This is a genomic window from Prauserella flavalba, from assembly GCF_003202235.1.
In the GTDB taxonomy this organism is placed as follows: Bacteria; Actinomycetota; Actinomycetes; order Mycobacteriales; family Pseudonocardiaceae; genus Prauserella_A; species Prauserella_A flavalba.
Window position 1 is genome coordinate 38,549 of sequence record NZ_MASU01000022.1, and the last position, 25,196, is coordinate 63,744.

The following is a 25,196-nucleotide window of genomic DNA, read 5'->3' on the forward strand; positions in this document are numbered from 1 at the left end:
GCGGTCACCGGCAGCCTCGGGACTGCTCGTGCCTCGGCCGGCCTGATTGGCCTGGGCGCTGCTCGCCTGGCTGGGGGATCGAAAGATGCGCCGCGGGGAACGCGGGGCGGGTGCACCGGTCAGCCGAAGCCTAGCTCCCTGGCCGCCACGATGGCCGCCCGGCGGTTGTTCACGCCGAGCTTGGCGTAGATGGCGCGCACGTGGGTCTTCACCGTGTTGACCGAAACCCTCAGCGTCGAGGCCACCTCGTCGAGCGGCTGCGGTGAGGCTGCCAGGCGCACCAGCACGGCGCGCTCTCGGCCGGTCAGCACCGTCGCGGCCAGGTCAGCCCCGGCAGCGGCGAAGGTGTGTCGGACCTCCGCCGCGAACGACTCGGCATCACCGAACCCGCCCGTCTGGTCGAGCAACAGCCTGCGGACATCCGGCTCGACGTGTGCGAACGGGCGGATGGTCCGGCCGGGCGCTGCGAGCGCGAGCGCCCGGTCGAGCGCACTGCGGGCCTTGGTACGGCAATCGAGCCGCAGCGCCGCGGCCGCCTCGAGCAGGTCAAGCTCGGCTTTCGTGCCGGGAACCAGCTGGGGTACGCCCGGCTCGCGTGCGGCGACGAGGGCTCGTTCGGTTCCGTCCAGGTCGCCACGCGCAAAGCGGGTGCGCGCCACGGTCAGGTGCCCTTCGGCCGTCGGGCCGAGACGGTGCGCGCCCCATTCGGCCACCTCACGGGCGAGCGGGAACTGCGCCAGGTTCAACGCGCACTGGTGTTCCAGGACCATCGCCATCGCGGCGAGCTGTCGCGGCACCGGCGCTTCGGCAAGGTCGGCCCGGTTCTCGTGTAACAAGCGCAGCCCGGCCACCCGCTCCCCGCCGTCGAACCGGGCCACGCCCTCGACGACCGCGGCCGCGAAACGCAGCACGGGTGAGTCGGCACCCTCCAGCTTCGCGGCGCACTCGAGAGCACCGAACGGATCCGCCTGCAACAGCCGCACGAAGCCGAGCATCGCGTGGCACACGGCCAGCCACGGCGACTGTTCCCAGGTGCCCTGCCCGGCGAGAGCGAGTGCCAGCTCGCAGTACTCCGCCATGACGGCATGCTCACCGGTGACGGCAGCCAGCAGAGCCTGCGCAGTCTTGGTGTGCACTGCGAGGTAGTGCAGGTCCTGCTCGTCGCTGAGCCGGTCGGCGGCCTCGAGTTCCCGGCCTGCCCCCGGGTAGTCGCGGTCGGCGAGCAGCGCGAGTCCGTGGTCGAGCCGTTCCCAGGCCTCCATCGTCGTCGAGAAGCAGGTCCCGTCGTCTCCCGGAACCGGCCTGCGACCGCATGCCAGCGCGTGCGCCGACACGACGAGCCGGCGGAACGCGGCGAGCCGCTCGTCCTCATGGGACGGCCATGCCTGGGCGCTGCGCGCGATGTCCGATTCGGCCGTGGTGAGGTCGCCAAGTTCGAGGTGTGCGAGGCCAGAGAAGAGCAGCAGCCACGGGTCTCGGGCGACGGTGGTCCCCGCGGCGGTCAGCCCGCGAAGCACCAGCCCCGGCCAGCCGTCGAGAAGCATGTCCACCCCGAGGCCGTGCAACAGGTTCGCGGCGGCCCGCTCGTCACCGGTCTGCTCGGCGTGCCGAAGCGCCTCCCGGGGACTGTCGTGGTCGGCGAACCAGGCGGCCGCCCGGTGGTGCAGTGTGGTGACCAGCTCAGGCTGGTGGCGGGTGAGCTCGGCCCGGAGGTACGCGCGGAGCATCGGATGGAGCTGATACCACAGCTGCTCGCCGTCCACCGCGGTCACCAGTACGCCGTCGCGTTCGAGGCCAGCGAGAACGTCACCGACGTCGTCGCGCCCGGTCAGCGACGCGGCCAGCCGCGGCGACACCTGCTCGCATACGCTCAGCATCGCGAGCAGGGCCCGGTTGTCCGCGGCCAGGTGTGACAGCACTTCACCGGTGAGGAAGTCGGCCACCGTGTGGTCGTGGCTCACGTACTCCGAGAGCAGGCGTTCGGGGTCACCGGTGAGGCGCAGCGAGCGAGCGGCCAGCCGGATCCCTGCGGCCCACCCGTCGGTCTGGGCGACCAGGCGCTTCAGCTGGCCGTCGGTGAGCGTGACGCCCGAGCGCGCGAGAAGCTCGCGCGCCTCGACCTGTCCGAACCGCAACCCGTCGGCCCGGAGCTCAGTCAGGCGTCCCTGCACCCGCAGCCGGGCCAGCGGTAGCGGTGGATCCGACCGGGCCGACAGCACCAGCCGGAGATTGCGCGGCTGGTGGCGGATTATCGTCGCCAGCACGCGCAGGGCGGCCCTGCCGGGGACCTCCTGCAGGTTGTCCAGCACCAGGACCAGTCGCCCAGGCAGGGCCTCGATGGCGTCGGCGAGTTCGGTAACGGCGGTGACGATGTCACCGGGCGGCACAGAGGAATCGGTTTGCGCCGGCGCGGGTGGCGCGTGCTCCCCGATTGCCGACAGTAGGGCCGCCAGGAAGTGTTCCGCGCTGTCGTCGTCATGGTCGAGGGAGACCCACACGGCATCGGACCGCGTGGCGATCCACTCGGCGAGCAGTAACGTCTTACCGAAACCGGCCGGTGCGCAGACCAGCGTGACGTCGGAGGAAGCCACAGCATGCGAGAGCCAGGTGCACAGCCCGGCACGATGGACGAGGTTTCCGGGCAGCCGGGGCGGGACCAACTTGATCTGGGACACTGACCAGCGCCGCCCGGTCATCCACTCTCCTGCCCTGTCGCGCATGGGCGCGACAGTATGGAGCGGACAACACTGCCGGTAGGGCCAAGGGGCCCCAGAAGACGATATTTCTACTCCACCAATTCAGCACGCTCGCTGTCGAGAAGTCCCCGAGCGACCGCGACGGCGACGGCGTCCCGCCGTCGCGTGACGCCCAGTTTCGCGTAGATGCCGCGGACGTGGGTCTTGACCGTGTTCGGCGAGACCGTCAGATCGTCCGCGATCTCCTCGATCGACCGCAGTGTGGGCAACAGCCGCAGGACGCTGCGCTCGCGCTCGGTCAGCGGGTCGGGAATCGCATCGACACCGAGACCGCGCCGGCGTGCGAGCAGTTTCGCGGCGAAAGTGTCCCGTGTCCCCAGCCTGCCCAGCAATGCGGTCAGCACCGCGATCACCTCGTCCGGCGCGAACACGAAGGGCAACACCACATCTTGGCGTTGGGCGGCGGACAGGGCGTCGCCGACGAGCCTGCGCGCGCCGTCGGGTTCCCCATAGTGCAGGGAGATCCGAGCCTGCAGGAGGCGGGCTTCAATGCCCGACCACGGCAGGAGGGCAGGCATGCTCCCGTCCAGGACCGGTTGCAGCGTCTTCGCCGCCGAGCCATGGCGGCCGAGCGCGACCTTCCCGCGCGCCCTCATCACGAGCAGCTCCGCGGTGTGCCCGATCTGGCTCTGGCACCACCCCACCACCTCACGGGCCTGGTACCCGGCACCGAGCAATAGCGCCGCCCGATGCTCCAGCACGCCGGCGAGCGCCGCGTACTCCCGCTGCAGAGCCCGGCCGCCCAGCTCGAGACGCGCTCGGCGCATCCGGCGCAGGCCGCTGTGCCGTTCCCCCGAATCGAACTCCGCGGCACCACCGAGCATTTCCGCCGCAACCCTGAGGTTGCCACCGACCCGCGACGCCGGTCCGCTGGTGGAGCTGACGATCCGGGCGACGTGCCGCGCGCACTGCTCCGGTTCCGCCTTCAGCAGTGCGCGGTAGGCCAGCAGCACACCCATCGTCGCGCCCTCGATCGTTCCCAGCGCATCGGAACCGATGTCCGCCGACTGCAGGCGGGCGATCCGGTCCACCGATCGGAAATCGCCCTCAAGAGCCGCGATCTGGCCGAGCATCGTCAAGGCCCGGACGGCGACGTGGCGCTGACCTGCCTCGCCAGCCCGCCGCACGACCGCCTCCAGCCGACCCCGCACCGCGCTGTGCTGGCCGGTCAGCAGAGTCTCCGTCTCCCGCTGCACAACGGCCAGCGCCTCGAGGTCGGCCTCGCGAGCGAGGTCAGGGTCGACCGCGTGGGCCGTGCGCGTGATCTCCGCATGGTCACCGTCCAGCTGCACCCTCCGGGACCGTGTGAGCTGCCGCAGCACCACCAGTTCCGGCGGGGCGTCGGCCGGCCAGGCAGCATCGGCGTGACGCAAGTGCAGATCGGCGGTTCCGGTCTCTCCTGCCTCGAGGCTGAGCGCGGCGGCGATCAGCGCCAGCAGCGGGGTACGCGCCACGAGGCCTTCGTCAAGGACGCCGAGGGCCTGCCGCAGCACGGTGTGCTCGCCGATGAGAAAGAGCATCACCGCGTGGGTCCGCAGCAGAACCACCGTGCGGCCGTCATCCCCGGCGCGGGCGCAATGTGCCAGCGCCGACGCGGGAGCGCCCCGGCGCTCGAACCAGGCGACGGCGAGTAGGTGCTGGCCGCTGAACCGGTCCGGGTCGCGACGTCCGAGATCAGCGAGCAGATAGGTGCGCAGCAGGGGCAGGATCCGGTAGCCCTCGGAGGTGTCCGTCTCTCGCACGGCGAGGTCCTCGGCCGCGAGATCGTGCAACAGGGCCGCGGCGTCGGACTGTCCGGAAAGGATCACTGCCAGCTCCGGTGACAGATCCCCGCACACGCTGACCAGACGCAGGAACTCCTGAACGGGGTCGTCGAAGCCGGTGAGGACCTCCTGGGCGAGGTAGTCCGCCAGCGCGCGGTCGTGCCCGGCGAGGAACTCGTTGAGATTGCCTTCCCGCGCGGCCGAGGACGCGGCCAGCCGCAGGGCGACAGCCCACCCGTCGGCCTCGCAAACCAGGCGGTCGAGCGTCTCGGAGGTCACCACCGCGCCGCTGACGGCGAACAGCGACCGCGCCTCGACCGAGGTGAAGCGCAGGTCGTTGGTGCCCATCTCGGTAAGCCTGTCGGCCAAGCGCAGTCGCGCCAGGGGAACCGGAGGTTCCCGTCGGCCGGACAGCACCAGCCGCACGCCCGCGGGCTGGTGCCGGACCAGCGCCTCCAGCGCTCGCCGCGGCCCCGCGCCCACGAGCTCCTCCACGTCATCGAGGATCAGGAAGACCGGAGTTTCCAGCGCATCGAGCGCGTCAGCCACCTCGGCGAGGAAACCCGGGTCGGCGCTCGGATCGTCGGGCACCCCGAGCGTGCGCAGCGGGCTGCTGGCCGGAACGCCGGGTTGTGCCGCGAGCGCGTCGAGAACCGCCGACCACAGCCGGCGGTCGTCGCGGTCGTACGCGTCCAGCGACACGAGCGCGGTCACGGCATCGTCCATGCGGAGCGCCCATTCGCTCAGCAGCAGGGTCTTGCCGGTGCCCGCTGGCGCGCACAGGACGGACACCGGTTGTTCCGTGGCGCGGTCCAGCAGCCCGAGCAAGCGCGGACGGGAGACGAAGTGCACCGGCAGATCCGGCACCGTGATCTTCGTCCTCGGCACGCGTCTGCGCCCTTTCCCGATCAGCGGGTCCCGCATCGTCATCCCTCTCGCTGATTCCGACAGTGTGCACACGGTGCGCGGCCAATTCCAGCCGCCGTGCGCATCTCACCCAGCACAGGCGAGGAAAGCGGCGGTCTCGACAGCGACCGTGGCGGAGCTGGCACCAAGCAGGGGCCAGCGGCTGTCGAGAACCCCCGCGAGGAGGCGAACCGGTGCCGGAGATGAACTACGAGTTCCGCGTCCACGGACGGTGCTCGCCGAGGCTTCGCGAAGCTGTGGCTGAGTACACCGACATGCGGATGGAGCCGGCCCCGCCCGAAACCATCATCTATAGCGCGGTCACCGACCAGGCGCACCTTCACGGATTGCTGATGCTCCTGGAGGACTTCGGCCTACGGATCGTGTCAGTGCACCAGATTCCCGAGCTGCCACGCCCGGACCCGCGAACGGAGAACGGCGATGACTGATGCGACGAGCCGCGCGGTGGACGCGTCACCGGCACTAACGCCCGACGAGCGCGCCGAGCTGGACCGGTTGCGCATTGAGGTCGCGGCCCGGCGCGAGCGGCCGCCACGCAGGATCGTCTGGCGATCCATCGCGGCGGGCGTCATCCTCACGCTGGGCTGCCTGCTGATGCCGATCGCGTTGCTGACGGTGTGGGTGCACAACCAGGTCGCCGACACCGACCGATTCGTCGCGACGACCAGCCCGCTCATCCGGGAACCGTCGGTGCGAGCCGCGGTCACCGACCGGGTCACCACCACCGTGTTCGACTACGTCGACGTTCCCGCGCTCACCTCCGAGACGCTCCAGGCCCTGCGCGCGCAGGGCGTGCGGCCAGCCGTCGTCGACCGGCTGGAGGGACTTGCCGGGCCGCTGGAGTCGAGCCTGCGCGGGTTCGTCCACGACCAAGTCGCGGGGATCGTGGCCAGTCCCCAGGTGGCCGAACTGTGGGAACGGTCGCTGCGCTCCGCCAGCGAACAGATGAACGCCGTGCTCTCCGGTCAGAGCCAGGCCGTGGTGGTGGCCGACGGTCAAGTGCGGCTCGATCTGGCCCCGTTCATCAACGAGACCAAGCAACAACTAGTGCAGTCCGGCTTCACTGTGGCGAACCGGATCCCCGACGTCCACCCGACGATCGCGATCACCGACGCAACGACACTGGAGAGGACACAGGGCGCCTACTCTCTGCTGGACAAAGCGGCGACGTGGCTACCGTGGATCGCCCTCGCCCTGCTGGCGCTCGGCGTGTACGTGGCTCGTCGGCACCGGAGAGCGCTACTCGGCGCGGGACTCGGCGTCGCGCTGGCCATGCTGACGGTCGCCGCAGCGCTGCTGGTCGTCCGGGGCGCGCTGGTCAATGCCGTACCCCCGCGGGCGACGGTGGCCGCAGGCGACTCCTACGATCTGATCGTCCGGTTCCTGCGCGACGGGCTGCGGCTGCTGTTCGTGGTCAGCCTGGTCGTCGCCCTCGGCGCTTTTCTGACCGGCCCTTCCGCGACCGCGGTGGGAATCCGCCGGGGCGCGTCCAAGGCCATCGGGTGGCTGCGCGGCGGCGGCGCCCGGGCCGGACTGCGCACGGGTCCGGTAGGGCCGTGGGTGCACGCGCACCTCACCGCGCTCCGATTCGGCCTCATCGGTGTCGCCGTGCTGGTCTTCGTCTTCCTGAACCGCCCGAGCGGGCTGACGGTACTGGTGATCGCGCTGATCCTGGTGTTCGCTCTCGGCGTGCTGCAATTCCTAGACCAGCCCCGCCCCGCGGACGACGGCCGCAAGCCTGCCGCCCCGGCGTGACCTGGCACTCGTCGCAGGTACCGGGGTCCTTGCCTGGCACGACCTGACGGCGCGCACACAGCGGGCGGCGTCCCACTCGCGGCCGCGCGCACGGCGCGAAACCGGGCGGCTGCACCGCCAGGGCGGTCTACAGACATCCGAGCGCAGCTTTCGCCTCGCCCAGCGGGCCACCACCTCGTCCGGGCCATGATCTGGATCCGCGCGGCCCGCAGAGGCTCCCCCGCAACCGACGGAGGTCCGGATGATCTCCGGCAGGTCGACCTACCTGACCACCCGCGCACGAATGCCGGCCAGCTCCGGGCACGGTGCGCGGGGCCACGGCCCCTTCCATCACCCGTCGGGAGTGAGGCGTCCACGCGGCGGGCGCGGCAGGGTTGGAGTCGTCGAACCCCGGCTCCGCGGGAGGCGCAATGACCGACAGCTACACCCCACCCCGTCAGCGCCGGACGGCGACCGGCTGGACCGGGTGGATCTCGTTCGGCGGGATCATGCTGGTCCTGCTCGGCCTGTTCCACGCAGTCGAGGGCCTCGTCGCGGTCTTCGACGAGGACTACTACGCGGTACCCTCGTCCGGTCTCGTCGTCGAGGTTTCCTACGACGTGTGGGGCTGGCTGCACTTCGGAATCGGAGTAGCCGCCGTCGTGATCGGCTGCGGTGTCCTGGCAGGCAAACTGATCGCGCAGATCCTCGGCGCGATCCTCGCTGGCGCAAGCGCGATAATCCACCTGGCCTTCGTGCCCGCCTACCCGGTCTGGTCGCTCATCGTCATCACGCTCGACATCGTCGTGATCTACGCGCTGATCGCACACGGGCGGGAGATGCGACTCGCCGACTGACTCCCGCTCCCGGATCGACCGCCTCTGTCGACGCCGCGACGTGCCGCTGCGGGAGAGAACCTTGTGGCGGATGCTCTACGAGTCCCCCAGCCACGCCCTCGGCGGTGCTCGCGCTGAACGTCGAGGACCTGGACCTGCCCAACAAACAAGCCAGGATCACCTCCAAGGGCGCCCGCGAACGGTGAAACCGCTGATCACGAAGAAGCTGGCGCTAGTTCCCGGTTGCGGTCACCAGATCGGGGGGATGAGCCGACGGTCGGTCAGCTCGCCATTCACCGATCACTGGGGCCAGTCGTGTATCCAGCTGTAACGCGTGATGGTGGCGCTCGTCGCTGTGCCGCAGCAGCCAGCTCAGAGGGTGCGGCCAAGTTCGTGCGCGAACTTCGGCGCGATCACGCCGAACCGCGGGAGCAGCTCGGCGGGCACGACCGGTGGTCGCGTGCGCGCCTGAACCATCGCGATGAAGCAGGCGCGTGTCACCGCAGGGTGGAGCTCGAGCTGGTCGAGCAGAGAGTCATCCGCGGTCACGGCCGTGATGTCGAACGGCGACAACGCGGCATCGGGGAAGTCCTTGATGTTGTTGGTCATGATGATCTCGGCTCCGCCACGCACAGCCGCGGCGAGTACATGACGGTCATTCGCCTGGTTGGTCATGACAGGAATGAGCGGCTCGTAGCCCTCGACCAGCGCATCCGGAAAGGCTGTGCGCATCGTGTCGACCCGCCCCTGGGCTCGTCCCGGTCGTAGACCGGGCGGCCTTTCTCCCCGCCGCGCAGGTGCGCCGAGGAGATCACCCGGCACAGCCGGGCGTAGCCCTCGGTGCCGCGGGCGAGCACGAGCAGGTGCTCGCCGCCGGGGTCCGTGCTGGGGTCTGCTTGCTATCGGGACCGTGCGACTCACCGTGTCACGTTCGACGCCCACCTGGTTATCGCTGGGGTTGGAGCCACGGTTCCTGGGATAGCGGGCTGCCGGTCTCGAGGAGGGACCTCAAATTGGACTGCACCGCGGCCCAGCCCTCGGCTGACTCGTCCCGCTCGGCCTGGTCGAGGAAGTTCTCCTCGGTCACGGTGAGCCGCACTATCCCGCCGTATGGCTGGATGTCGAAGGTGATCCGGCCTGCCCCGTTCGGGCGGTCCTCGCCCGGCCGGGGCACGGCCTCCGCCTCATCCGGGCGCTCGCCCCCCCGGTTACCTTCTTCGTGGCTTTTGATCAAGGAGCTGCGGTCGCCAGGCCCGGCATGACTTAGTCCCCAGTCGCACGCATGATCCGGGGGTGGTGTCACCGGGTCTGGTGGCATCAGGGGACCGCTGATAGGGACACGGCCGGCGGGGTGAATGCCGGTGAGCAGGCCGCGGATGCGGTTGCCGAGGCGGGTGGCCTCACCGGCCAGGTCATCGTCGAACCCGACTAGCACCTCCAGCTCGGCAAGGGCGTCGTCACCGACATCGACCTGGCGCAGCGTGTGCGGCAGGCTGCGGGCGGCATCGGCGATGACGTAGGCATCGCGGGCGTCGGTCTTGGCGGTGCCGGGGTAGAGGTCGGCGATGCGGCGCATCGCCAGGCCGGGCAGGTAGGCCACCTGGTGCCCGCAGGCGCGGGCGACCGCGACCGGCAGCGCGCCGATCGTGGCCGGTTGATCGACCACGACCAGCAGCGGCCCGTGGGCGGCGAACGTGTCGAACAAACGCCCGCAGCTTGGGTTCGCTGTTGGGCAGTGGCCCGTCGTGCAGCCGCTTCCCGGCCGGGTCCAGGCCGACGGCGTGGTGGTTGCCTTTGCCGACGTCCAACCCCAGGAACACGCCATAACCGCTGGTCATCCACCACGTCCTTCGTCCGTGGCGGGTGGTCGCCGGTCGAGCATCGATGGCCGGCACCCACGCCTGCGACGAGACCTACCCGAAGGCGGCCGTGTCCCTATTCAGCGGTCCCTCGATGCCACCAGGCCCGGCGACACCACCCCCGGATCATGGACTCAACTAGGGGCATCAGTCATACCGAACCTGGCGACTACAGCTCCTTGATCAGGAACTACGAAGAAGGTAACGGGGGGACCGCTCCGGCCACGACCTCGCTCATCGCACGCGGGTCGGAGTCGAGCGTCGCGCCTGCCCGTTCGAGGTTGGGACGGGAGACGTTGGCCTCGAGCGCGGCGTGCTCGGTCCCGGACAGCTCGTCGGCTACGCGCCAGTACTCCTGTGTGGACAGTCCGCCGATACTGACCACGACGGGGGTGGCGAGCTTCGCGTAGCCACCCAACCCGGACCGGCGAAACTCCGCAGCTCCCCGGCTCGGGATCCGAAACGGAGCTGCGCCGCGCCGGACTCCACTTCGCCAGCACGCTCTCCACCCCGAAAGCACGGGTGCGCGCCCTCTTCGGACGGTCCGCCGGAATTCCCGCCGACGAGCTCGTCGAGAGTGGAGTGGATGCCGACGGTGTCGGCCGGTGAGCGGCGGCTCCGAAGTGCGCCGATGAGGGCGCGGGTGAAGCCAGCGAGGAGCCGTTGGTGGCCGGCGCCATGCTCGACCGCGGCGACGGCATGCCGGCCCGATCACCGACGCCCAGGGGCGGGTCGTCCAGGTTTCACCTGACAGGCGAGCACGAGCCGCAGTGCCGTCAGGGAGCGCAACAACTGCCTCGCGGACTGGAACGCGAGCTGGAGTGCTCCTCGAAGCCGTGCGACACCATGGCGTTTCCGAGTCCGGCGGGTGCGGCGAGTGCGCGCACCTCCGCGAACTCTTCTCCATCGGCACCCTGATCGCGGACGACGATCGCGACATACGCGACATCGTCCGTCGGTACATCGAGAAGTCAGTCAAGCCGCATATCGCCGACTGGTACGAAACCGGCGAAAGCCCGGCGCGCGACCTCCGTGGCCCGCTGTCGTGCCTGAACGAAGCCCGGTTCGGTATCGCCTTTGGCGCGCTCGAGCCCGCTCGGGACTGCCTGGAGACCGCGATCACCTACGCAGCCGAGCGCGAGATCTTCAACCGACCGCTCGCCGCCTTCCAGCTCACCCAGGCCAAGCTTGCCGATATGACCCTCGAACTCGGCAAGGGGATGCCGCTCGCGCTCCAGCTCGGCAGACTCAAGGACCAGCACCAGCTCACGCCCGAGCAGGTGAGCCTCGGAAAGCTCAACAACGTCCGCGAGGCCATCGCGATCGCCCGTGGGTGCCGCGGCGTCCTCGGCGCGGCCGGGAGCACCCTCGACTTCCCGATCCTGAGGCATGCCAACAAACCTCGAATCGGTGCTCACCTACGAGGGCACAAGTGAGATCCACCAGCTCGTGATCCGCTGGGACAAAGCCATCGCCGACAACACCACCGACCCCGCCCACACAACCTGGCGCGACACCGCCTGAGCCACCCCCAACGCATCGGCGAAGCCAGCCCAGACCAACTCGACACACTCACCCGCATGGACGACACACCTGGAGCAGCATCCGTGACCCCACTTCGCGCCGGGCCCCACACTGCTCCAGCTTTGCTCCACCTACTGAACAGCAACTGAAGCGAGATCCACAATGGATGAATTTACGGCGCGACGAAAAAGGCCCGCTGACCTGGCGCTATAACCAGTTCAGCGGGCCTTCCGAAACGTGGAGCTAAGGGGACTCGAACCCCTGACCCCCTCACTGCCAGTGAGGTGCGCTACCAGCTGCGCCATAGCCCCGGGTGAAGCGGGAGTGCCGCTCACGTGTTGATTACTTTACCCCACCGCCTTCCCACCCTCACGCGGGGGTGGCCTCAGCGGTCCGAGCGCAGGGAGGCCGGGTCGAAGGAGTCCAGGTCGTAGACGTCGTCGCCCGCGTCGGTGGGGGCGGCGGGCTGCGTCCGGCGGCCGCCGAGGCGCTCCTCCCTGCGCCACTGGAACTCCTCCACCGTCAGCCCCGTGTCGTCGTTCGCGGCGCGCGCGGGGGCCGGCATGCCCGAGAGCTGCTCAATGAGGTACGTCATGTCCTCGCCGAGCAGCAGGGCGACCTTGTTGTAACTCGCCTGGGTGGCCTCCTGCATCGCGACCTGGGCGACCTCCACGATCAGCGAGCCGAGCCGGTCGGGGCCCCAGTTCGCCGCGGCAGGGGCGAGCCAGAGGTTCAGCAGCTTGCCGCGCGCGTCGACGGTCAGCTGGATCGTGTTGTCCAGGTCGTGAGCCGTGCCCGTGGCCTGGGCCATCAGGGTCTCGACCTGCGCCAACGCGTCCTGGCGGGCGCGCGCGGTCTCGATGAGCTGCTTGGTCGTGGGCTCGGTCATCGCGCGGCTCCCGGGTAGCGCGGTTCGTCCTCGTCGTCAGGCAGCGGTTCGTAGCCGAGCGAGGCCAGCTGCCGGTCGCTGCCCGGTCCCAGCACCGGCGACAGCGCCCGGTACATGCGGTCGCCCGCACGCCGCGTCGCCCGGTTCGCCAGGTCGACGATCTGCTGCGCGACCGCGTCCGTACCTGCCCGCAGCGCGGCGTGCGTGATGCGCACGTCCGTGAGCAGCCCGCCCGGCGCCACCTCGACCCTGATCGAGCCGTCCGCGGACTCCGCCCGCCCGGTGACGCTGCCGACCTGCGCGAACCGCTCCCGCGCCTGCGCGGCCGTCTGTTCCATCTGCTCGCCGACCCGGGACGCCTCCCGGTCGATGTCGATCTCCGCCACTACGCGGCCCCTCCCACCAGATCCAGCGCCGAGCCAGGTCGTGCCTGACGATCCGAGGAAGATCCTCGTACTGGACCGTACTCGGGTCTTCCGACAACGCAGCGAGGCGCCGCGCAGCAGGCAACGGGATCGTCAGACACGACCTAGCCCGTCGGGCGGTAGAAGCCGATGAACTGCTGGCCCGCGTTGTCCGTCCGGATGGGGCCGATCTGCACGGGGTCGCCTGCCTCGATCATCTGCCCGTCGCCGATGACCATCGCGACGTGACCCGACCACACCACCAGGTCACCCGGCAGCAGCTGGTCGATCGACGGCACCTCGGCGCCGACGGTCTGCGTCTTGGCGATGCGCGGGATCTCCAGGCCGGCCTCGCCGTAGGAAGTCATGGTCAGGCCGCTGCAGTCGAGGCCTACGCCGCGCGCGGTGCCTCCCCACACGTAGGGCACGCCGAGCTGGGACAACGCCGCGCGGACGGCCTTCGCCGCCGTCTCGTTGGGCGCCTCGACGGTCTTGCCGTTGGGCAGGTTGATCTTGACACCGGTGCCGGGCTGGGGCGGGATCGCGACCGGCAGCCTCGGCTTGGTCACCGCCCCGCCGCTGTAGCCTCCGCCGCCTCCGGAACCGCCGCCACCGCCGGAGCCGCTGCCCTGCGCGTTGAACGACGACGCGACCTGCGTGCTGCCGCCCGCGCTGCTCGCCGTGGTCGACTCGCTGCCGCCGAGCTTGCCCGCGATGCCGGTGAGCTTGCCGAGCGTTTCGGCGCTGGTGTCGGCGGCCTGCCCGGTGAGCTCGCCGATCTTGCGCTGCAGCGAGACCATGAGTTCCCGCACCGCGGCCTGGCCGCCGGTCGGCACCGGTGGCGTCTGCCGCGCGGCCGCGACGGCCTTCATGGTGTTGCTGATCTCGCGGATGATCTCCTCGCGGATCCGGTCGTTCTCGATCTGGCCGATCTTGAGCGCCTCGGCGGCCTCCGTGACGGCGTCCTCGATCTCCCTGCTCTCGTTCAGCAGGGTCTCGACCTCACGTTCCAGGCTTTCCGACGTGCTCGTGGCGAGGTCGGTCGCGTGCCCCGACGACCGCGACGCCAGCGCGACCCGCTGGCCGCCGACCGAGCCCTGCACGCCGTCGAGCGAGGTCCGCAGCGCCGCCTGGCCGCCGACCGCGCCGTCGATGGCGGCGTCGTCGGTGCGCAGCTTTCCCGCGAACTGGTCGGGCAGGTCCAGTGCCGTGCGCATCACCTGTGCGGTCTCGGTCATCTGAGCTCCTTGCCGAGGCGCTCGATGGTGGCCTGCTGGTCGGCCTCGACGGCGTCGTAGTTGGCGCTCGTCTGCCGTGCGGCGTCACCCATCTGCTGCCACTGCCCGCCGAGCCTGCTCAGCCGCTCCTGCAGTCCCCGCATGCGGTTGGCGTAGGCACCGGCGAACCCGGCCTCCGAACCCATCGCGGAGAAGCCGGCCCCCGCCAGCTCGACGTGCGGTGCGAGATGTGAGTCGCTCGCGCCGCGAAGGTCGTCGCCCGTGGGGTCGATGGCCCGCGCGTAGTCGGCGTACGCCCCCTCGTCGACCCAGAAACCCCGGTGTGGTGTCCCGTCCACGTCCCCTCCTCGTACCCGGGAGTGCGACGCCGGTGGCACGCGAACGGTTCCCGCGGGCACTCCGGGCTCAGCCTAGAACACCCTCCGTGCACGAGAAGGGGAAACGATTAACTCTGGGCGTTCGAGATCAGCTTGTCGAGCCACTGCTGGTCGGTGAAGTCGACGATCTTGCCGTTGTGGGTGACCGTCGGGGTGCCGAAGCCGCGGTTGCCGTTGCCGAAGTCCTGGTGCAGCGAGGAGTCGTTGCTGATGCGCTGCATCTCGGCGGTGAGCTGCTTGTCGAACTTCCCGCTGTTGACGCCCTGGGCGAACGCGGGGTCGGTGATGCCGAGGTCGCGGCCGAGCTCGATCAGCTGCTCCTTGCTGTAACCGCGCTTGCCCTCCTCGGGCTGGTTGGCGTAGAGGCTGTCGTGGAACGCGGTGAACTTGCCCGCGTCGGCGGCGAGCAGTGAGGCGTTGGCGGCGTCGAGCGAGTAGCCCGGCGGGTCCGAGGCCTCCACGAGCATGGGCACCATGTGCGTGCGCAGCTGGAGCTGGCCCTGAGCCACCTTCTGCTCGATCTCCTGGCCGTAGGCCTCCTGGAACTGACGGCACACCGGGCACAGGAAGTCGGCGTAGACGTCGATCGTCACGGGGGCGTCCGGGTTGCCCGTCACGACCACGAGGCCCTCGCGCCGCTCCGGGTACTGCGAGTTCGCGGACTGCGCGGTGGGGATCTTCTGGCCCTCGGTGGCGTTCTGCGAGGCGTTGGTCCAGATGAGACCGCCGATGACCACGGCGGCCACCACGACGATCGCGCCGACGATGATGCCGACGCGCTTCGGGTCGGTGCTCTTCCTGGCCTTCGCCACCGCCTGCTTACCGGCCGACTGCTGCTGTTGCTGCTGTTGCCGGCGCTTGCGCGCGGTCCGCTCCGCTCCGCCCACTGGGGTCCTTCCTCGTGCTCTTCAGGACCTAGGCTAGTGACCGCGTCTGAGAAAGCTGTGAGGAGGCAGGCTTGCCGGTCGCGAGGCTCGTCACAGCAGAGCTGCCGGCCTTACCGGTGCGCGAGGTGCTCGGCGACCTGGACGCCGCGCTGGCCCGGCACGGCAGCGCGGTGCTCGTCGCACCACCGGGTACCGGCAAGACCACGCTCGTGCCCCTTGCGCTCGCGGACGCCGCCGAGGGCCGGGTGGTGGTCGCCGAGCCGCGGCGGCTGGCCGCCCGCGCCGCCGCGAACCGGATGGCCGCCCTGCTCGGCGAGCGGGTCGGCGAGACCGTGGGCTACGCGGTGCGCGGCGACCGGCGCACGTCGAGCCGCACGCGCATCGAGGTGGTCACCACGGGGCTGCTGGTCCGCAGGCTCCAGCACGATCCCGAGCTGCCGGGCGTCTCGACGGTGCTGCTCGACGAGTGCCATGAACGACACCTCGACGCCGACCTGCTGCTGGCCCTGTTGCTGGACGTGCGCGAGGGACTGCGGGAGGACCTGCGGCTGCTCGCGACGTCGGCGACCGTGGCCGCCGACCGGCTCGCCGCGCTGCTCGGGGACGCCCCGGTGATCACGGCCCACACCACGAGCCACCCCGTCGAGGTCGTCCACCGCCCGCCGTCTCGGGGGGAGCGCATCGAGGCGTGCTTCGCGCGAGCCGTCCACACCGCACTGTCCGAAACGGAGGGTGACGTGCTCGGGTTCCTGCCGGGTGCGAAGGAGATCGCCAGGGTGACGGCCCTGCTCGACGTGCCAGGGGTGGACGTGCTCCCCCTGCACGGCAGGCTGCCGGCCGCCCGCCAGGACGCGGCGCTCACCGAGGGGTCACGCAGACGGGTGGTACTGGCGACGGCGGTGGCCGAGTCGAGCCTGACCGTGCCCGGGGTGCGGGCCGTGGTCGACTCCGGACTGGCGCGCGTGCCGAGGGTCGACCACCGGCGCGGGCTGCCCGGCCTGGCGACGGTCCGCGTGTCGGCGGCGGTGGCCGACCAGCGAGCGGGCCGGGCGGGGCGCCTCGGCCCCGGGACCGTCTACCGGTGCTGGCCCGCCCACGAGCACGCGAGCCTGCCCGCGTACCCCGAGCCCGAGATCCGCACGGCCGAGCTGTCCCGGCTTGCGCTGGAGCTGGCGTGCTGGTCGACGCCGGACGGCGGCGGGCTCGGCTGGTGGGACCCGCCGCCGGAGGGCGCGCTGACGGCGGGGCGCAGGCTGCTGCGCACACTCGGGGCCGTGGCGGAGGACGGGACGGTCACCGAGCGCGGCACGCGCATGGCCGCGCTCGGCCTGCACCCTCGGCTCGCCCGCGCGCTGCTCGACGGCGCGGCGGAGGTCGGCGCCCGTTCGGCGGCGGAGGTCGTCGCGCTGCTGGACGAGGGCGCTCAGCTCACCGATGTGGAGGCCGAGCTGCGCAGGCGGGAGAAGGAACCGGACGGACGGCTGCGCAAGGAGGTCCGCAGGCTCGCCGCGCTGGTCGAGGGCGGGCCGGAGGCGCCGGACCCGGCCGCCGTCGTGGCGCTGGCCCACCCTGAGCGGCTCGCGCGCCGCCGCGGTGGGGGCTCGAACGTGTACCTGATGGCCGGAGGGACGGCTGCCGAGCTGCCGCCCGGCAGCGGGCTCGGCGAGTCCGAATGGCTCGCGGTGGCCGAGGCGACCCGCGAGCCGGGCCGCGCACACGGGGTGATCCGCCTGGCCGCGAGAGCCGACGAGGCACTGGCCACGCGGGTCGCGGCGAACCTGGTGACCGAGTCGGAGGAGATCACGTTCTCCGGCGGCGAGCTCGTGGCCAGGTCCGTGCGCAGGCTCGGCGCGATCACGCTCGCCGAGCGGCCGCTGGCCGAACCGGACCCGCCGCTGGTCCGGGCCGCCGTGCGCGAGGGCCTTCGCAGGGAGGGTCTGGGGCTGCTGTCGTGGCCCGCCGAGGCCGTGCGCCTGCGGCAGCGGCTGGCGTTCCTCAACGAGCACGTCGGCGCGCCGTGGCCGGACACCGGCGACGAGGCGCTGCTGTCCAGGGTGGACGACTGGCTGGAGCCGGAGCTTTCCGGTGTGCGAAGGGGCGCTGACCTCGCCCGCATCGAGACGGCGTCCGCGCTGCGCAGGCTCCTGCCGTGGCCGGAGGCGAGCCGCTTCGACGAGCTGGCACCCGACCGCATCGAGGTCCCGACGGGCTCGCGGATCCGCGTGGACTACGCGAGTGGGGAGCCGGTGCTCTCCGTGAAGCTGCAGGAGACGTTCGGCTGGCTCGCCACCCCGCGCATCGCGGGCGGAACGGTGCCCGTGGTGCTGCACCTGCTCTCCCCCGCGGGCCGTCCCGCGGCGGTGACGGCCGACCTGGAGTCGTTCTGGCGCAACGGTTACCTGGGCGTGCGGGCGGAACTGCGCGGCCGGTACCCGAAGCACCCGTGGCCGGAGGACCCGCTGACGGCGGAACCCACTCGAGGAGCCAAGCGCCGCCCCCGTCCGCAGTGAAGGCCACCTTCACTGCATTGAACGCAGTGAAGGTGGCCTTCACTGCAGTGGGGACTTGGTGTAGAGGGAGCGCTCCGGGCGGGTGGGGAGTCTCGCCGCCAGCTCCTCGTCGTCCTCCTCGTGGAGGCCGAGCTGCACCGCCTCGCGGATCTGCTCGCGGTTCTCCCTGACCACCTCGGCGAAGAACCGGTCGATGCGCTCGTCGGTGAGCACGTCCAGGATCACGCGGATTGTCGTGTCCACAACGGACTTGACGATCTCGTCGTGGAACGGCAGCCTCGAGAACCGCCCCGCCTGCGGGTCGTTCTTGAGCTTCTCGGTGACGATCTCCCGCAGCATCTCCTGATTGCTCGCCAGCGAGCGCGCGAGGTTCTCCGGGTAGTTGCCGGTCTCGAGCACCTTCACCACCTCGTCGAGCACCGCGACCGTGACGGGCTTCTTGATCGCCAGCACGATCGGCCGCGAGAAGCGCTCCACGAGCCGCTGGGTGAACTGCTCCCCGAACGCGCGGTCGGCGGTGCGCGCCAGCCGCACGATCACCACGACGATCCGCAGCAGCCGGAAGCCACGCAGCGCGGGGTGGGCGATCGGGATCATGCCGAGCACCTCGTACCAGCGGCGCAGCGGGAACCACTTCTCCCAGCCCTCGGCCCGCCACCGCCACAGGAACTCGATCAGGAACACGCCGCAGATGGACGTGTCGACGATGAAGACGATGTGGGCGGTCCGCGCCGAGTGCTCGAAGAACAGGATGTAGCAGAGCAGGACCACGGAGAAGATCGCGAGCGCGAGCATCACGAAGTCCACGATGGTCACGTCTCGCCCGCGCCGCCGGATACCGCTCGTCATGCGCCGCATTGTGCCCGACGAAAGTCGACCCCTGCTTGTTGCGATCGGGCAGTGTGTCGGCCCTCCTCCCGCCCCTAGCTTCGTGACCTGCACGAGTCCACGGAGGAGAACATGATCACGCTGCGTTCGCTCACGAAGCGCTACGGGGCCAGGACGGTGGTGGACGACCTGACGTTCGACGTCGAGCCGGGCAAGATCACGGGCTTTCTCGGCCCGAACGGCGCCGGCAAGTCCACCACCATGCGCATGGTGCTGGGCCTTGACCAGCCGACGTCGGGGCAAGCGCTGGTCGGCGGACGTCGCTACGCCGAGCTGCGGCACCCGCTGCGGGAGGTCGGCGCGCTGCTGGACGCGAAGGCCCTGCACCCGGGCCGCACCGCGGAGAAGAACCTGCTGGCGATGGCCCGCAGCAACGACATCCCGGACCGGCGGGTCGGGGAGCTGCTGGAGAAGGTCGGGCTCACCGAGGCCGCCCGCAAGCGCACGGGCGCGTTCTCGCTGGGCATGTCGCAGCGGCTGGGCATCGCGGGCGCGCTGCTGGGCGATCCGAAGGTGCTGATGTTCGACGAACCGGTGAACGGGCTCGACCCCGACGGCGTGCTGTGGGTGCGCGGTCTCCTGCGCTCGCTGGCCGCCGAGGGCAGGACCGTGCTCGTGTCGAGCCACCTGATGAGCGAGATGCAGCTGACCGCCGACCGGCTCGTGGTGATCGGCAAGGGCAGGCTGCTCGCCGACGCCCCGATCGAGGAGTTCATCGCCAGCAACAGCGTGTCCGCCGTGCACGTCCGGTTACCGGACGCCGGGGACCGGAGGGCGCTGGCCGAACGGCTGCGCCGCGACGGCGCCGAGGTGGACCTGCCCTCGGACGGCGAGCTGGTGGTCAGGGACATTCCGGTGGAGCGGGTCGGCGACGCGGCGCACGCGCTGGGCGTGCGGCTGCACGGGTTGTCGCCGCGCACGGCGTCGCTGGAGCAGGCGTATCTGGAGTTGACGGCGAGCGCCGTGGAGTACGGCGTCTCCGAGCGGACGGTGGGGGTCTGACGATGGCGGCGACACACGCGGAGTGGACGAAACTGTGGTCGGTGCGCTCGACGTGGTGGTGTCTCGGCAGCGCGGCGGTGCTAATGGTCGGCCAGGCCGTGGCCACGGCGTTCTCGGAGTCGACGGAGATCCCGGCGAGCCGGATCGCGGTGGACGGCGTGTTCTACCTGGTGCAGTTCGTGGTGCTGGCGCTCGCGGCGCTCTTCGTGGCGGGTGAGTACGGGACGGGCGGCATCCGCTCGACGCTGCAGTGGGTTCCGGTGCGCAGGCGGGTGCTGGCGGCGAAGTGCGCGGTGCTCGCGCCGACGTTGTTCGTAGTCGGGGTGGTGCTGGCGGCGCTCGCGATCGCGGTGAGCGTGCCGCTGCTGAACGAGCGGGTGCCGGGCACGCCGGTCGGCGAGGCCGTGCGGACGGCGCTGGCCGCGGGCGCCTACTGTGCGCTGCTGGGAGTGTTGACGGTGGGCGTGTCGGTGGCGCTGCGCAGCGTCGCGGGCGCGCTGACGGTGACCTTCCTGCTCCTGCTCGTGGCGCCGCTGCTGCTCGGCGGCATGGGGCTGGTCGCGGTGCTGGACTATCTGCCGGGCATCGCCGGGGTCAACGTCATGATCGGCGAGGGCGAACTGAGCCCGCTGTCGGGGAATCCGGTGCCGTACAACGAGTTCGCCGGACTCGGGGTGCTGGCCGCCTGGGTGGCGGCCGCGCTCGTGGCGGGTGACGCGGTGCTGCGCCGGCGCGACGCCTAGGAGCGCGCTGAACAACCGCTGCCCTACTGCGCGACGCCCAGACGGCGCCTCGCTGCGTTGTCGGAAGGCCCGAGTACGACCCGGTACGAGGGCTTCCCTCCGCCTTGGAGGCCGCCGCCTGGACCGCCGCTCGCTACGGGCGGGGTCGTTCAGCACGCTCCTAGGGTTCCCTCAGCACCGTCCACAGCAGACTCCGCGCACCGGCGGCGAGCTCCTGCATCGAGGGCTCGCCGCCCGCGCCGGCGAGCGCGTCGAAGACGATCCCCTCACACCAGCCGACGAGCGTGCGCACGTGTGCGTCCGGCTCCGCGACGCCGAGCTTCGTGAGCACCGCGGCCGCGTGTTCGCGCAGCCGCCGCCCGCCCCGGTCGTAGGCCGCGCGCAGTTCGGGCCGCCGGGTGGCCTCCAGCGCCAGCTCGTACCGGGCGAGCGTGCGCGTGCGGCCGTCGGTGACGGCGTGGTGCAGGAACGCCGCGATCGCCTCGGCAGCCTCGTGTGGCCCCTCGACCGGGCGCGCGAGGTAGCCGTCGTCCAGCTCGACCATCCGCTCGATCGTCAGCTCCAGCAGCGCGAGGCGGGTGCGCGCGTAGTACGACGTCGAGCCCGAGGGCAGCCCGGCCTCCCGGTCCACCCCCCGGTGAGTGAGCCCGCGCAGCCCCTCGCGCGCGATCAGCTCGATCGCGGCGTCGCCGATGCGCGCGAGCCTCGGTGTGTCCACGACGCCCACTCTACAGGCGTAGAGTGGGCGTCGTGGACAACGCGATCGTCATCGGCGGCGGCATCGGCGGGCTCAGCGCGGCAATCGGCCTGCGCCTGGCAGGACTGCGGGTCGCCGTCGTCGAGCGCGCGCCCGAGTTCACCGCCATCGGCGCGGGGATCACGCTGTGGCCCAACGCCGTGCACGCGCTGGGCGCGCTCGGCCTCGGCGACCGCCTCGCACCCCTGCTCGCGCCGCAGCAGTCCGGCGGCGTGCACGACGCGAAGGGCAGGCCGATCATCCGGTTCGACGGCGCCGCGTTCGAGCGCCGGTTCGGCTCGCCGCTCGTGGGCATCCGCCGGGCGGACCTGATCGCGCTCCTGTGCGACGCGCTGCCGCCCGGCGCCCTTCGCCCCGGCACCGAGGTCGAGACGGTGAGCAGCGACGGCACGGTGACCTTTCGCGACGGCCGCAGCGAGCACGCGGACGTCGTCGTCGGGGCCGACGGCATCAACAGCCGCGTGCGCGCCACGCTGTGGCCGTCCTGCTCCGGGACCGTTCACGGCGGGTTCACGGCCTTCCGCGCGCTCACCCATGACCGCCCCGACGTGGGCCTCGGCATCTGCTGGGGACCGGGCACCGAGTTCGGCACGATCCCGCTCGCGGGCGGCGCCCGGTACTGGTTCGCGTCGTTCGTCGCCGAGGAGGGCACCCACCACGCCGACCCGAAGGGCCACGTCCTGCGACGGCTCGCCGGGTGGCCGGACGTGGTGCGCTCGCTGGTCGCCGACACCGACCCCGGCGCCGTCCTGCACCACGACCTGCGGGTGCACCGGCGTCAACTGCCCACGTACGTCGCCGGGCGCGTCGCGCTGCTCGGCGACGCCGCACACGCCATGAAACCGTTCCTCGGCCAGGGCGGCTGCCAGGCGATCGAGGACGCCGTCGTACTCGCGGCGTGTGTCGCCGGGCACGCCGACACCGGCCCCGCGCTCGCCGCCTACGACGCCGCCCGCAGGCCCCGCACCCAGGCACTCGTGCGGGCCTCCGCGGCGGCGGGACGCTTCGGCAACGGCGTGCGCAACCCGCTGCTCGCCGCGCTGCGCAACGGCTTACTGCGGTGGCTCCCCGCGCCGGTTGCGCTGCGGCAGAACGCGTTCGCCGCGGGCTGGCGGCCGCCCGCGATCACACCAGGCCGGCCTCGTACGCCGTGATCGCCGCCTGCACGCGGTTGCGCGCGCCGAGCCTGCCCAGGATCGTGCTGACGTAGGCCTTGACCGTGCCCTCCACCACGTGCAGGCGCTTCGCGATGTCCGCATTGGACAGTCCCGAGCCGACGAGCGCGAGCACTTCCCGCTCGCGCTCGGTGAGCCCGGCGACCCGCTCCTTCGCCTTGGCGCTCCTCGACAGCTGCGCGCCCCCGGAAAGCTGGGTCAGCACCCGCTTGGCGACCTTCGGTGACAGGAACGCCGCGCCCTCGGCGACCGCCCGCACGCCCGCGATCAGCTCCCTCGGGTCGCCCGACTTGAGCAGGAACCCGCTCGCGCCGTCGCCGAGCGCCGTGCCGATGTAGGCGTCCTCGCCGAACGTCGTCAGCATCACCACCGCCGTCTCCGGCCGCACCGAGCGGATCTCGCGCGCCGCGGCGAGCCCGTCGAGTCGCGGCATGCGGATGTCGAGGAGCGCGACGTCCGGCCGGGTCAGCCGCACCTGCTCCACGGCCTCGTGCCCGTCGGCAGCCTCGGCCACCACCTCGATGCCGCCGTCGGCCGCGAGGATCGCCGCCACCCCCGCCCGCACCATCGCCTCGTCGTCGGCCAGCAGCACCCTGATCACCTGTCGTCCCCGTCCACCTGCGAAATCCGTTCCTTCGACACCAGCCGCGCGTTCGCGAAGCACAGCTGGTAGGCATCCCCACTCCAGCCGAGCAGCCCCGCGTCGGTGCCGTAGTACTCGCACACCACGCCCGGCGGCTCCCGACCCTGCGGCGCCTCCAGCCGCTCCTGCGACGGCAACACCAGCTCGATGTCGGCCCGCAGCTGCCCGACCCGCATGCGCTCGTAGTCGTCGGCGTCCAGTTCGGACGCGAAGACGTTGTAGACGTAGTAGACGGCGCTCACCGCGAACAGCACGAACACCACGGCCGCGGGGATCAGCAGCGCGTTGAGCAGCGTGCGCCGCACCTGACGGCGGGCGTGGGCGAGCTGGCGCGCCGACTCCGAACCGACCCCGGCCGGTTCCTCCTCGGCGGGCGCGGCGTGGTGCGGCAGCCGCGCCGCCACCACGAACCCGCCGTCGTCGGGCTCCGCCCGCAGCGTGCCGCCCAGCAGCCGCACCCGCTCACGCAGCCCGGCGAGCCCGTACTGACCGGAGGCGCCGGACTCCGGCTCCGACCCGGGAGGTCCGTTGTGGACGGTCACGAGCGTCTCGGTCCGCCCGCGCCGGACCTCGACCGTCACGGCCGCGCCCGGTGAATGCTTCGCGGCGTTGGTGAGCGACTCCTGCACTACCCGGTACACCGCGCGCTCCACCATCGGCGGGGCGGCGCCGTCGTCGACGAACGCCTCCACCACCAGCCCGGAGGCCCGGCTGCGCTGCACCAGGTCGGTGACCGACCCCCCTGCGGGCTCCACCGGCGGTGCGTCCTCCCGCAGCACGCCGATGATCTCCCGGAGCCGCTCGGTCGCGGTCGCCGCGCTCTCGCGCAGCTCGCCCGCCGCGGCGCGATGCCGCTCACCGAGCTCGGGAGCCAGCTCCAGCGCACCGGCCCGCAACGCGATGAGACTCAGCTCGTGGCCCAGCGAGTCGTGCATGTCGCTGGCGATCCGGGCGCGCTCCCGCAGGCGCGCCTGCTCGGCGGTGCTGCGCTGCTGTGCCTCCAGCTGCTCGGCCCGCTCCCACCCGGAGCGCAGCAGGTCCTCTCGCAGTCGCACGTACCGGCCGAGGTGCCAGGGCACGAACGCGGCGAAGAGCACCGTCAACGGCAGTGTCGGCCAGCTCTCGATGCCCTCCGAGGCGAGCAGCGACACCGGCACGCCGCCGAGGGTGATGCCCGCGAGGACGAGCAGCGCCGGCCGCACCCGCACCATCCGTCTGCCCGCGAAGTACCCGGCGGCGAGCATCAGGAACACCGGCCAGACCGGGAACCGGCCGAGGTAGTTGAACAGCACCGTGTAGCTCGACAGCGCCGCGACCGTGAACGAGACCAGCGGCATCCGCCGGGCCGTCGCCATCGCCGCCGTGGCCGTGACCAGTCCCGCGACCAGCTCCCAGTGCGTGGCGTTGTGGCGGGACTCGTACGCGCACACCACGCACACGAACGCCCAGACGGCGATGTCGAGCAGTACCGCCGCCCGGCGCCGCCACCTTTCGTTCACGATCCGAACGCTACAAGGCGGCCCCGGCGGGCGGCACTGCCGAAAGTCAAGCGGTGGTGGCCTTCACGAACTCGAGCACCTGCGGCCACGACAGCGCGTACGCGGTGGCGTTGACCTCGTTGCCGTGCCTGCTGCGGTCGGAGAAACCGTGCTCGGCCTGCGGGTACACGTGCACGATGCTCGGCCCCGTCTCGCGCGACTGCAGCGCGCTCTGCAGCCGGTGGAAGCTCTCGTGCGGCACGATCGTGTCGGCGCCCGGGTAGAGCATCATCGCCGGGGCGCCGATCCGGGCGGTGTGCTCGACGGCGTCGACGGTGTGGTTAGGGGCGGGCGTGCCCGGCACCGTCGGGTGGTAGGCGACGACGTTCGCGATCCGCTCGTCGCGGGCACCCAGGATCAGCGCGAACCGTCCGCCGAGGCACCAGCCGATCACCCCGGCCTTCGTGACGCCCAGCTCGCCGAAGAGATGGTCGAGCAGCCTGCGCATCTCGTCGAGGCACCTCTCGTCGTCGAGCTGCCCCATCAGCTCCACCAGCCGTTCCCTCGGCGTGTCGTCCATGCTCGGCCCGTGCCACGGATCCCAGCTCAGCGCGGTGACGCCCGCCTTCGCGAGGTCGTCGGCGAACTCGCGGACCTGCGCACCGATCCCGGTGATCATCGGCAGCAGGAGCATGCCGCCCGTGCTGCCGCCCTCAGGGCGGGAGAGGTAGGCGCCGAGGTCGCCGACCTTGATCGTGGAAGTCTCGATCTTGTGTGCCATGACCCGCACCGTAAGGCATCATGAC

General features: G+C 71.4%; 21 protein-coding genes, 1 tRNA gene and 2 pseudogenes. 8 read left to right on the forward strand and 16 right to left on the reverse strand.

Annotated features, from left to right (window positions below; translation table 11 throughout):
• Positions 1-119: 119 nt before the first annotated feature.
• Positions 120-2,720 carry a winged helix-turn-helix domain-containing protein gene (locus BA062_RS36370; protein ID WP_245960194.1) on the reverse strand — a complete coding sequence of 867 codons (2,601 nt, stop codon included), beginning with the start codon at positions 2,718-2,720 and terminating at the stop codon, positions 120-122.
• A 65-nt stretch (positions 2,721-2,785) separates the two neighbouring features.
• Positions 2,786-5,443: a winged helix-turn-helix domain-containing protein gene (locus BA062_RS36375; protein ID WP_110343763.1), complete on the reverse strand. Its 2,658-nt coding sequence runs from the start codon at positions 5,441-5,443 to the stop codon at positions 2,786-2,788.
• Positions 5,444-5,628: 185 nt separating this feature from the next.
• On the opposite strand from BA062_RS36375, the gene BA062_RS36380 reads away from it, so the two are divergent.
• From BA062_RS36380 to BA062_RS36390, 3 genes are all read left to right on the forward strand, one after another.
• Complete coding sequence (locus BA062_RS36380; RefSeq protein WP_245960207.1) at positions 5,629-5,874, forward strand: hypothetical protein; 246 nt, start codon at positions 5,629-5,631, stop codon at positions 5,872-5,874.
• A complete protein-coding gene (locus tag BA062_RS36385) occupies positions 5,867-7,201 on the forward strand; it encodes a hypothetical protein (protein WP_110343686.1) in 1,335 nt (444 codons plus the stop codon). Before BA062_RS36380 ends, BA062_RS36385 begins: the two co-directional genes overlap by 8 nt.
• A 410-nt stretch (positions 7,202-7,611) precedes the next feature.
• Positions 7,612-8,037, forward strand: coding sequence for a DUF7144 family membrane protein (locus tag BA062_RS36390; RefSeq protein WP_110343687.1), 426 nt, complete (start codon positions 7,612-7,614; stop codon positions 8,035-8,037).
• Positions 8,038-8,388: 351 nt separating this feature from the next.
• Here the strand turns inward: BA062_RS36390 and BA062_RS36400 are convergent, their stop codons facing one another.
• The 3 genes and pseudogenes from BA062_RS36400 to BA062_RS36410 form a co-directional block, all read right to left on the reverse strand.
• Entirely contained in the window at positions 8,389-8,838 is a 450-nt protein-coding gene (locus tag BA062_RS36400) for a VapC50 family PIN domain-containing toxin (RefSeq protein WP_146240136.1), read from the reverse strand.
• Between the two features lie 523 nt (positions 8,839-9,361).
• Positions 9,362-9,854: pseudogene (locus BA062_RS41500) on the reverse strand (IS110 family transposase); the annotation flags it as partial.
• Between the two features lie 211 nt (positions 9,855-10,065).
• Positions 10,066-10,293 (reverse strand): beta/alpha barrel domain-containing protein, encoded by a 228-nt coding sequence (locus tag BA062_RS36410; RefSeq protein ID WP_210407113.1) that lies wholly within the window; start codon positions 10,291-10,293, stop codon positions 10,066-10,068.
• Between the two features lie 610 nt (positions 10,294-10,903).
• Between BA062_RS36410 and BA062_RS36415 the strand changes: the two are divergent.
• Positions 10,904-11,399 (forward strand): annotated as a pseudogene (locus BA062_RS36415) (acyl-CoA dehydrogenase family protein); the annotation flags it as partial.
• Positions 11,400-11,637: 238 nt separating this feature from the next.
• Here the strand turns inward: BA062_RS36415 and BA062_RS36420 are convergent.
• From BA062_RS36420 to BA062_RS36445, 6 genes are all read right to left on the reverse strand, one after another.
• Positions 11,638-11,710, reverse strand: a tRNA-Ala gene (locus BA062_RS36420).
• A 74-nt stretch (positions 11,711-11,784) separates the two neighbouring features.
• Positions 11,785-12,288 carry a YbaB/EbfC family nucleoid-associated protein gene (locus BA062_RS36425; protein WP_110343689.1) on the reverse strand — a complete coding sequence of 168 codons (504 nt, stop codon included), beginning with the start codon at positions 12,286-12,288 and terminating at the stop codon, positions 11,785-11,787.
• Positions 12,285-12,626, reverse strand: a complete 342-nt coding sequence (locus BA062_RS36430) for a YbaB/EbfC family nucleoid-associated protein (protein WP_110343764.1) — start codon at positions 12,624-12,626, stop codon at positions 12,285-12,287. The genes BA062_RS36425 and BA062_RS36430 overlap by 4 nt, the downstream gene beginning before the upstream one ends.
• 191 nt (positions 12,627-12,817) lie before the next feature.
• Complete coding sequence (locus tag BA062_RS36435; protein ID WP_110343690.1) at positions 12,818-13,930, reverse strand: C40 family peptidase; 1,113 nt, start codon at positions 13,928-13,930, stop codon at positions 12,818-12,820.
• Complete coding sequence (locus BA062_RS36440) at positions 13,927-14,268, reverse strand: hypothetical protein (RefSeq protein ID WP_110343691.1); 342 nt, start codon at positions 14,266-14,268, stop codon at positions 13,927-13,929. Before BA062_RS36440 ends, BA062_RS36435 begins: the two co-directional genes overlap by 4 nt.
• Before the next feature lie 107 nt (positions 14,269-14,375).
• Positions 14,376-15,194, reverse strand: a complete 819-nt coding sequence (locus BA062_RS36445; RefSeq protein ID WP_110343692.1) for a DsbA family protein — start codon at positions 15,192-15,194, stop codon at positions 14,376-14,378.
• Between the two features lie 71 nt (positions 15,195-15,265).
• On the opposite strand from BA062_RS36445, the gene hrpB reads away from it, so the two are divergent.
• The gene (gene hrpB, locus BA062_RS36450) at positions 15,266-17,704 is read left to right on the forward strand and encodes an ATP-dependent helicase HrpB (protein WP_110343693.1); all 2,439 of its coding nucleotides are present in this window, start codon (positions 15,266-15,268) and stop codon (positions 17,702-17,704) included.
• 39 nt (positions 17,705-17,743) lie between these two features.
• On the opposite strand, the gene BA062_RS36455 is transcribed toward hrpB, so the two are convergent.
• Positions 17,744-18,553 carry an ion transporter gene (locus tag BA062_RS36455; RefSeq protein ID WP_110343765.1) on the reverse strand — a complete coding sequence of 270 codons (810 nt, stop codon included), beginning with the start codon at positions 18,551-18,553 and terminating at the stop codon, positions 17,744-17,746.
• A gap of 111 nt (positions 18,554-18,664) precedes the next feature.
• Here BA062_RS36455 and BA062_RS36460 point away from each other — a divergent pair, with 111 nt between their 5' ends.
• Both BA062_RS36460 and BA062_RS36465 read left to right on the forward strand, forming a co-directional pair.
• Complete coding sequence (locus BA062_RS36460; RefSeq protein WP_110343694.1) at positions 18,665-19,594, forward strand: ABC transporter ATP-binding protein; 930 nt, start codon at positions 18,665-18,667, stop codon at positions 19,592-19,594.
• A 2-nt stretch (positions 19,595-19,596) separates the two neighbouring features.
• Positions 19,597-20,337: an ABC transporter permease gene (locus BA062_RS36465; protein WP_110343695.1), complete on the forward strand. Its 741-nt coding sequence runs from the start codon at positions 19,597-19,599 to the stop codon at positions 20,335-20,337.
• 160 nt (positions 20,338-20,497) lie between these two features.
• On the opposite strand, the gene BA062_RS36470 is transcribed toward BA062_RS36465, so the two are convergent.
• Entirely contained in the window at positions 20,498-21,055 is a 558-nt protein-coding gene (locus BA062_RS36470; RefSeq protein WP_110343767.1) for a TetR/AcrR family transcriptional regulator, read from the reverse strand.
• A 32-nt stretch (positions 21,056-21,087) separates the two neighbouring features.
• On the opposite strand from BA062_RS36470, the gene BA062_RS36475 reads away from it, so the two are divergent.
• Positions 21,088-22,248: an FAD-dependent monooxygenase gene (locus tag BA062_RS36475; RefSeq protein ID WP_110343766.1), complete on the forward strand. Its 1,161-nt coding sequence runs from the start codon at positions 21,088-21,090 to the stop codon at positions 22,246-22,248.
• Here BA062_RS36475 and BA062_RS36480 read toward each other — a convergent pair.
• Genes BA062_RS36480 through BA062_RS36490 form a run of 3 tightly spaced genes read right to left on the reverse strand, consistent with a single transcriptional unit; the run spans position 22,220 to position 25,171 of the window.
• Positions 22,220-22,870: a response regulator transcription factor gene (locus BA062_RS36480; protein ID WP_110343696.1), complete on the reverse strand. Its 651-nt coding sequence runs from the start codon at positions 22,868-22,870 to the stop codon at positions 22,220-22,222. The two genes, BA062_RS36475 and BA062_RS36480, sit on opposite strands and share 29 nt — an antisense overlap.
• Positions 22,867-24,411 carry a sensor histidine kinase gene (locus tag BA062_RS36485; protein WP_110343697.1) on the reverse strand — a complete coding sequence of 515 codons (1,545 nt, stop codon included), beginning with the start codon at positions 24,409-24,411 and terminating at the stop codon, positions 22,867-22,869. The genes BA062_RS36480 and BA062_RS36485 overlap by 4 nt, the downstream gene beginning before the upstream one ends.
• Positions 24,412-24,457: 46 nt before the next feature.
• Positions 24,458-25,171 carry a dienelactone hydrolase family protein gene (locus BA062_RS36490; RefSeq protein ID WP_110343698.1) on the reverse strand — a complete coding sequence of 238 codons (714 nt, stop codon included), beginning with the start codon at positions 25,169-25,171 and terminating at the stop codon, positions 24,458-24,460.
• Positions 25,172-25,196 lie beyond the last annotated feature (25 nt).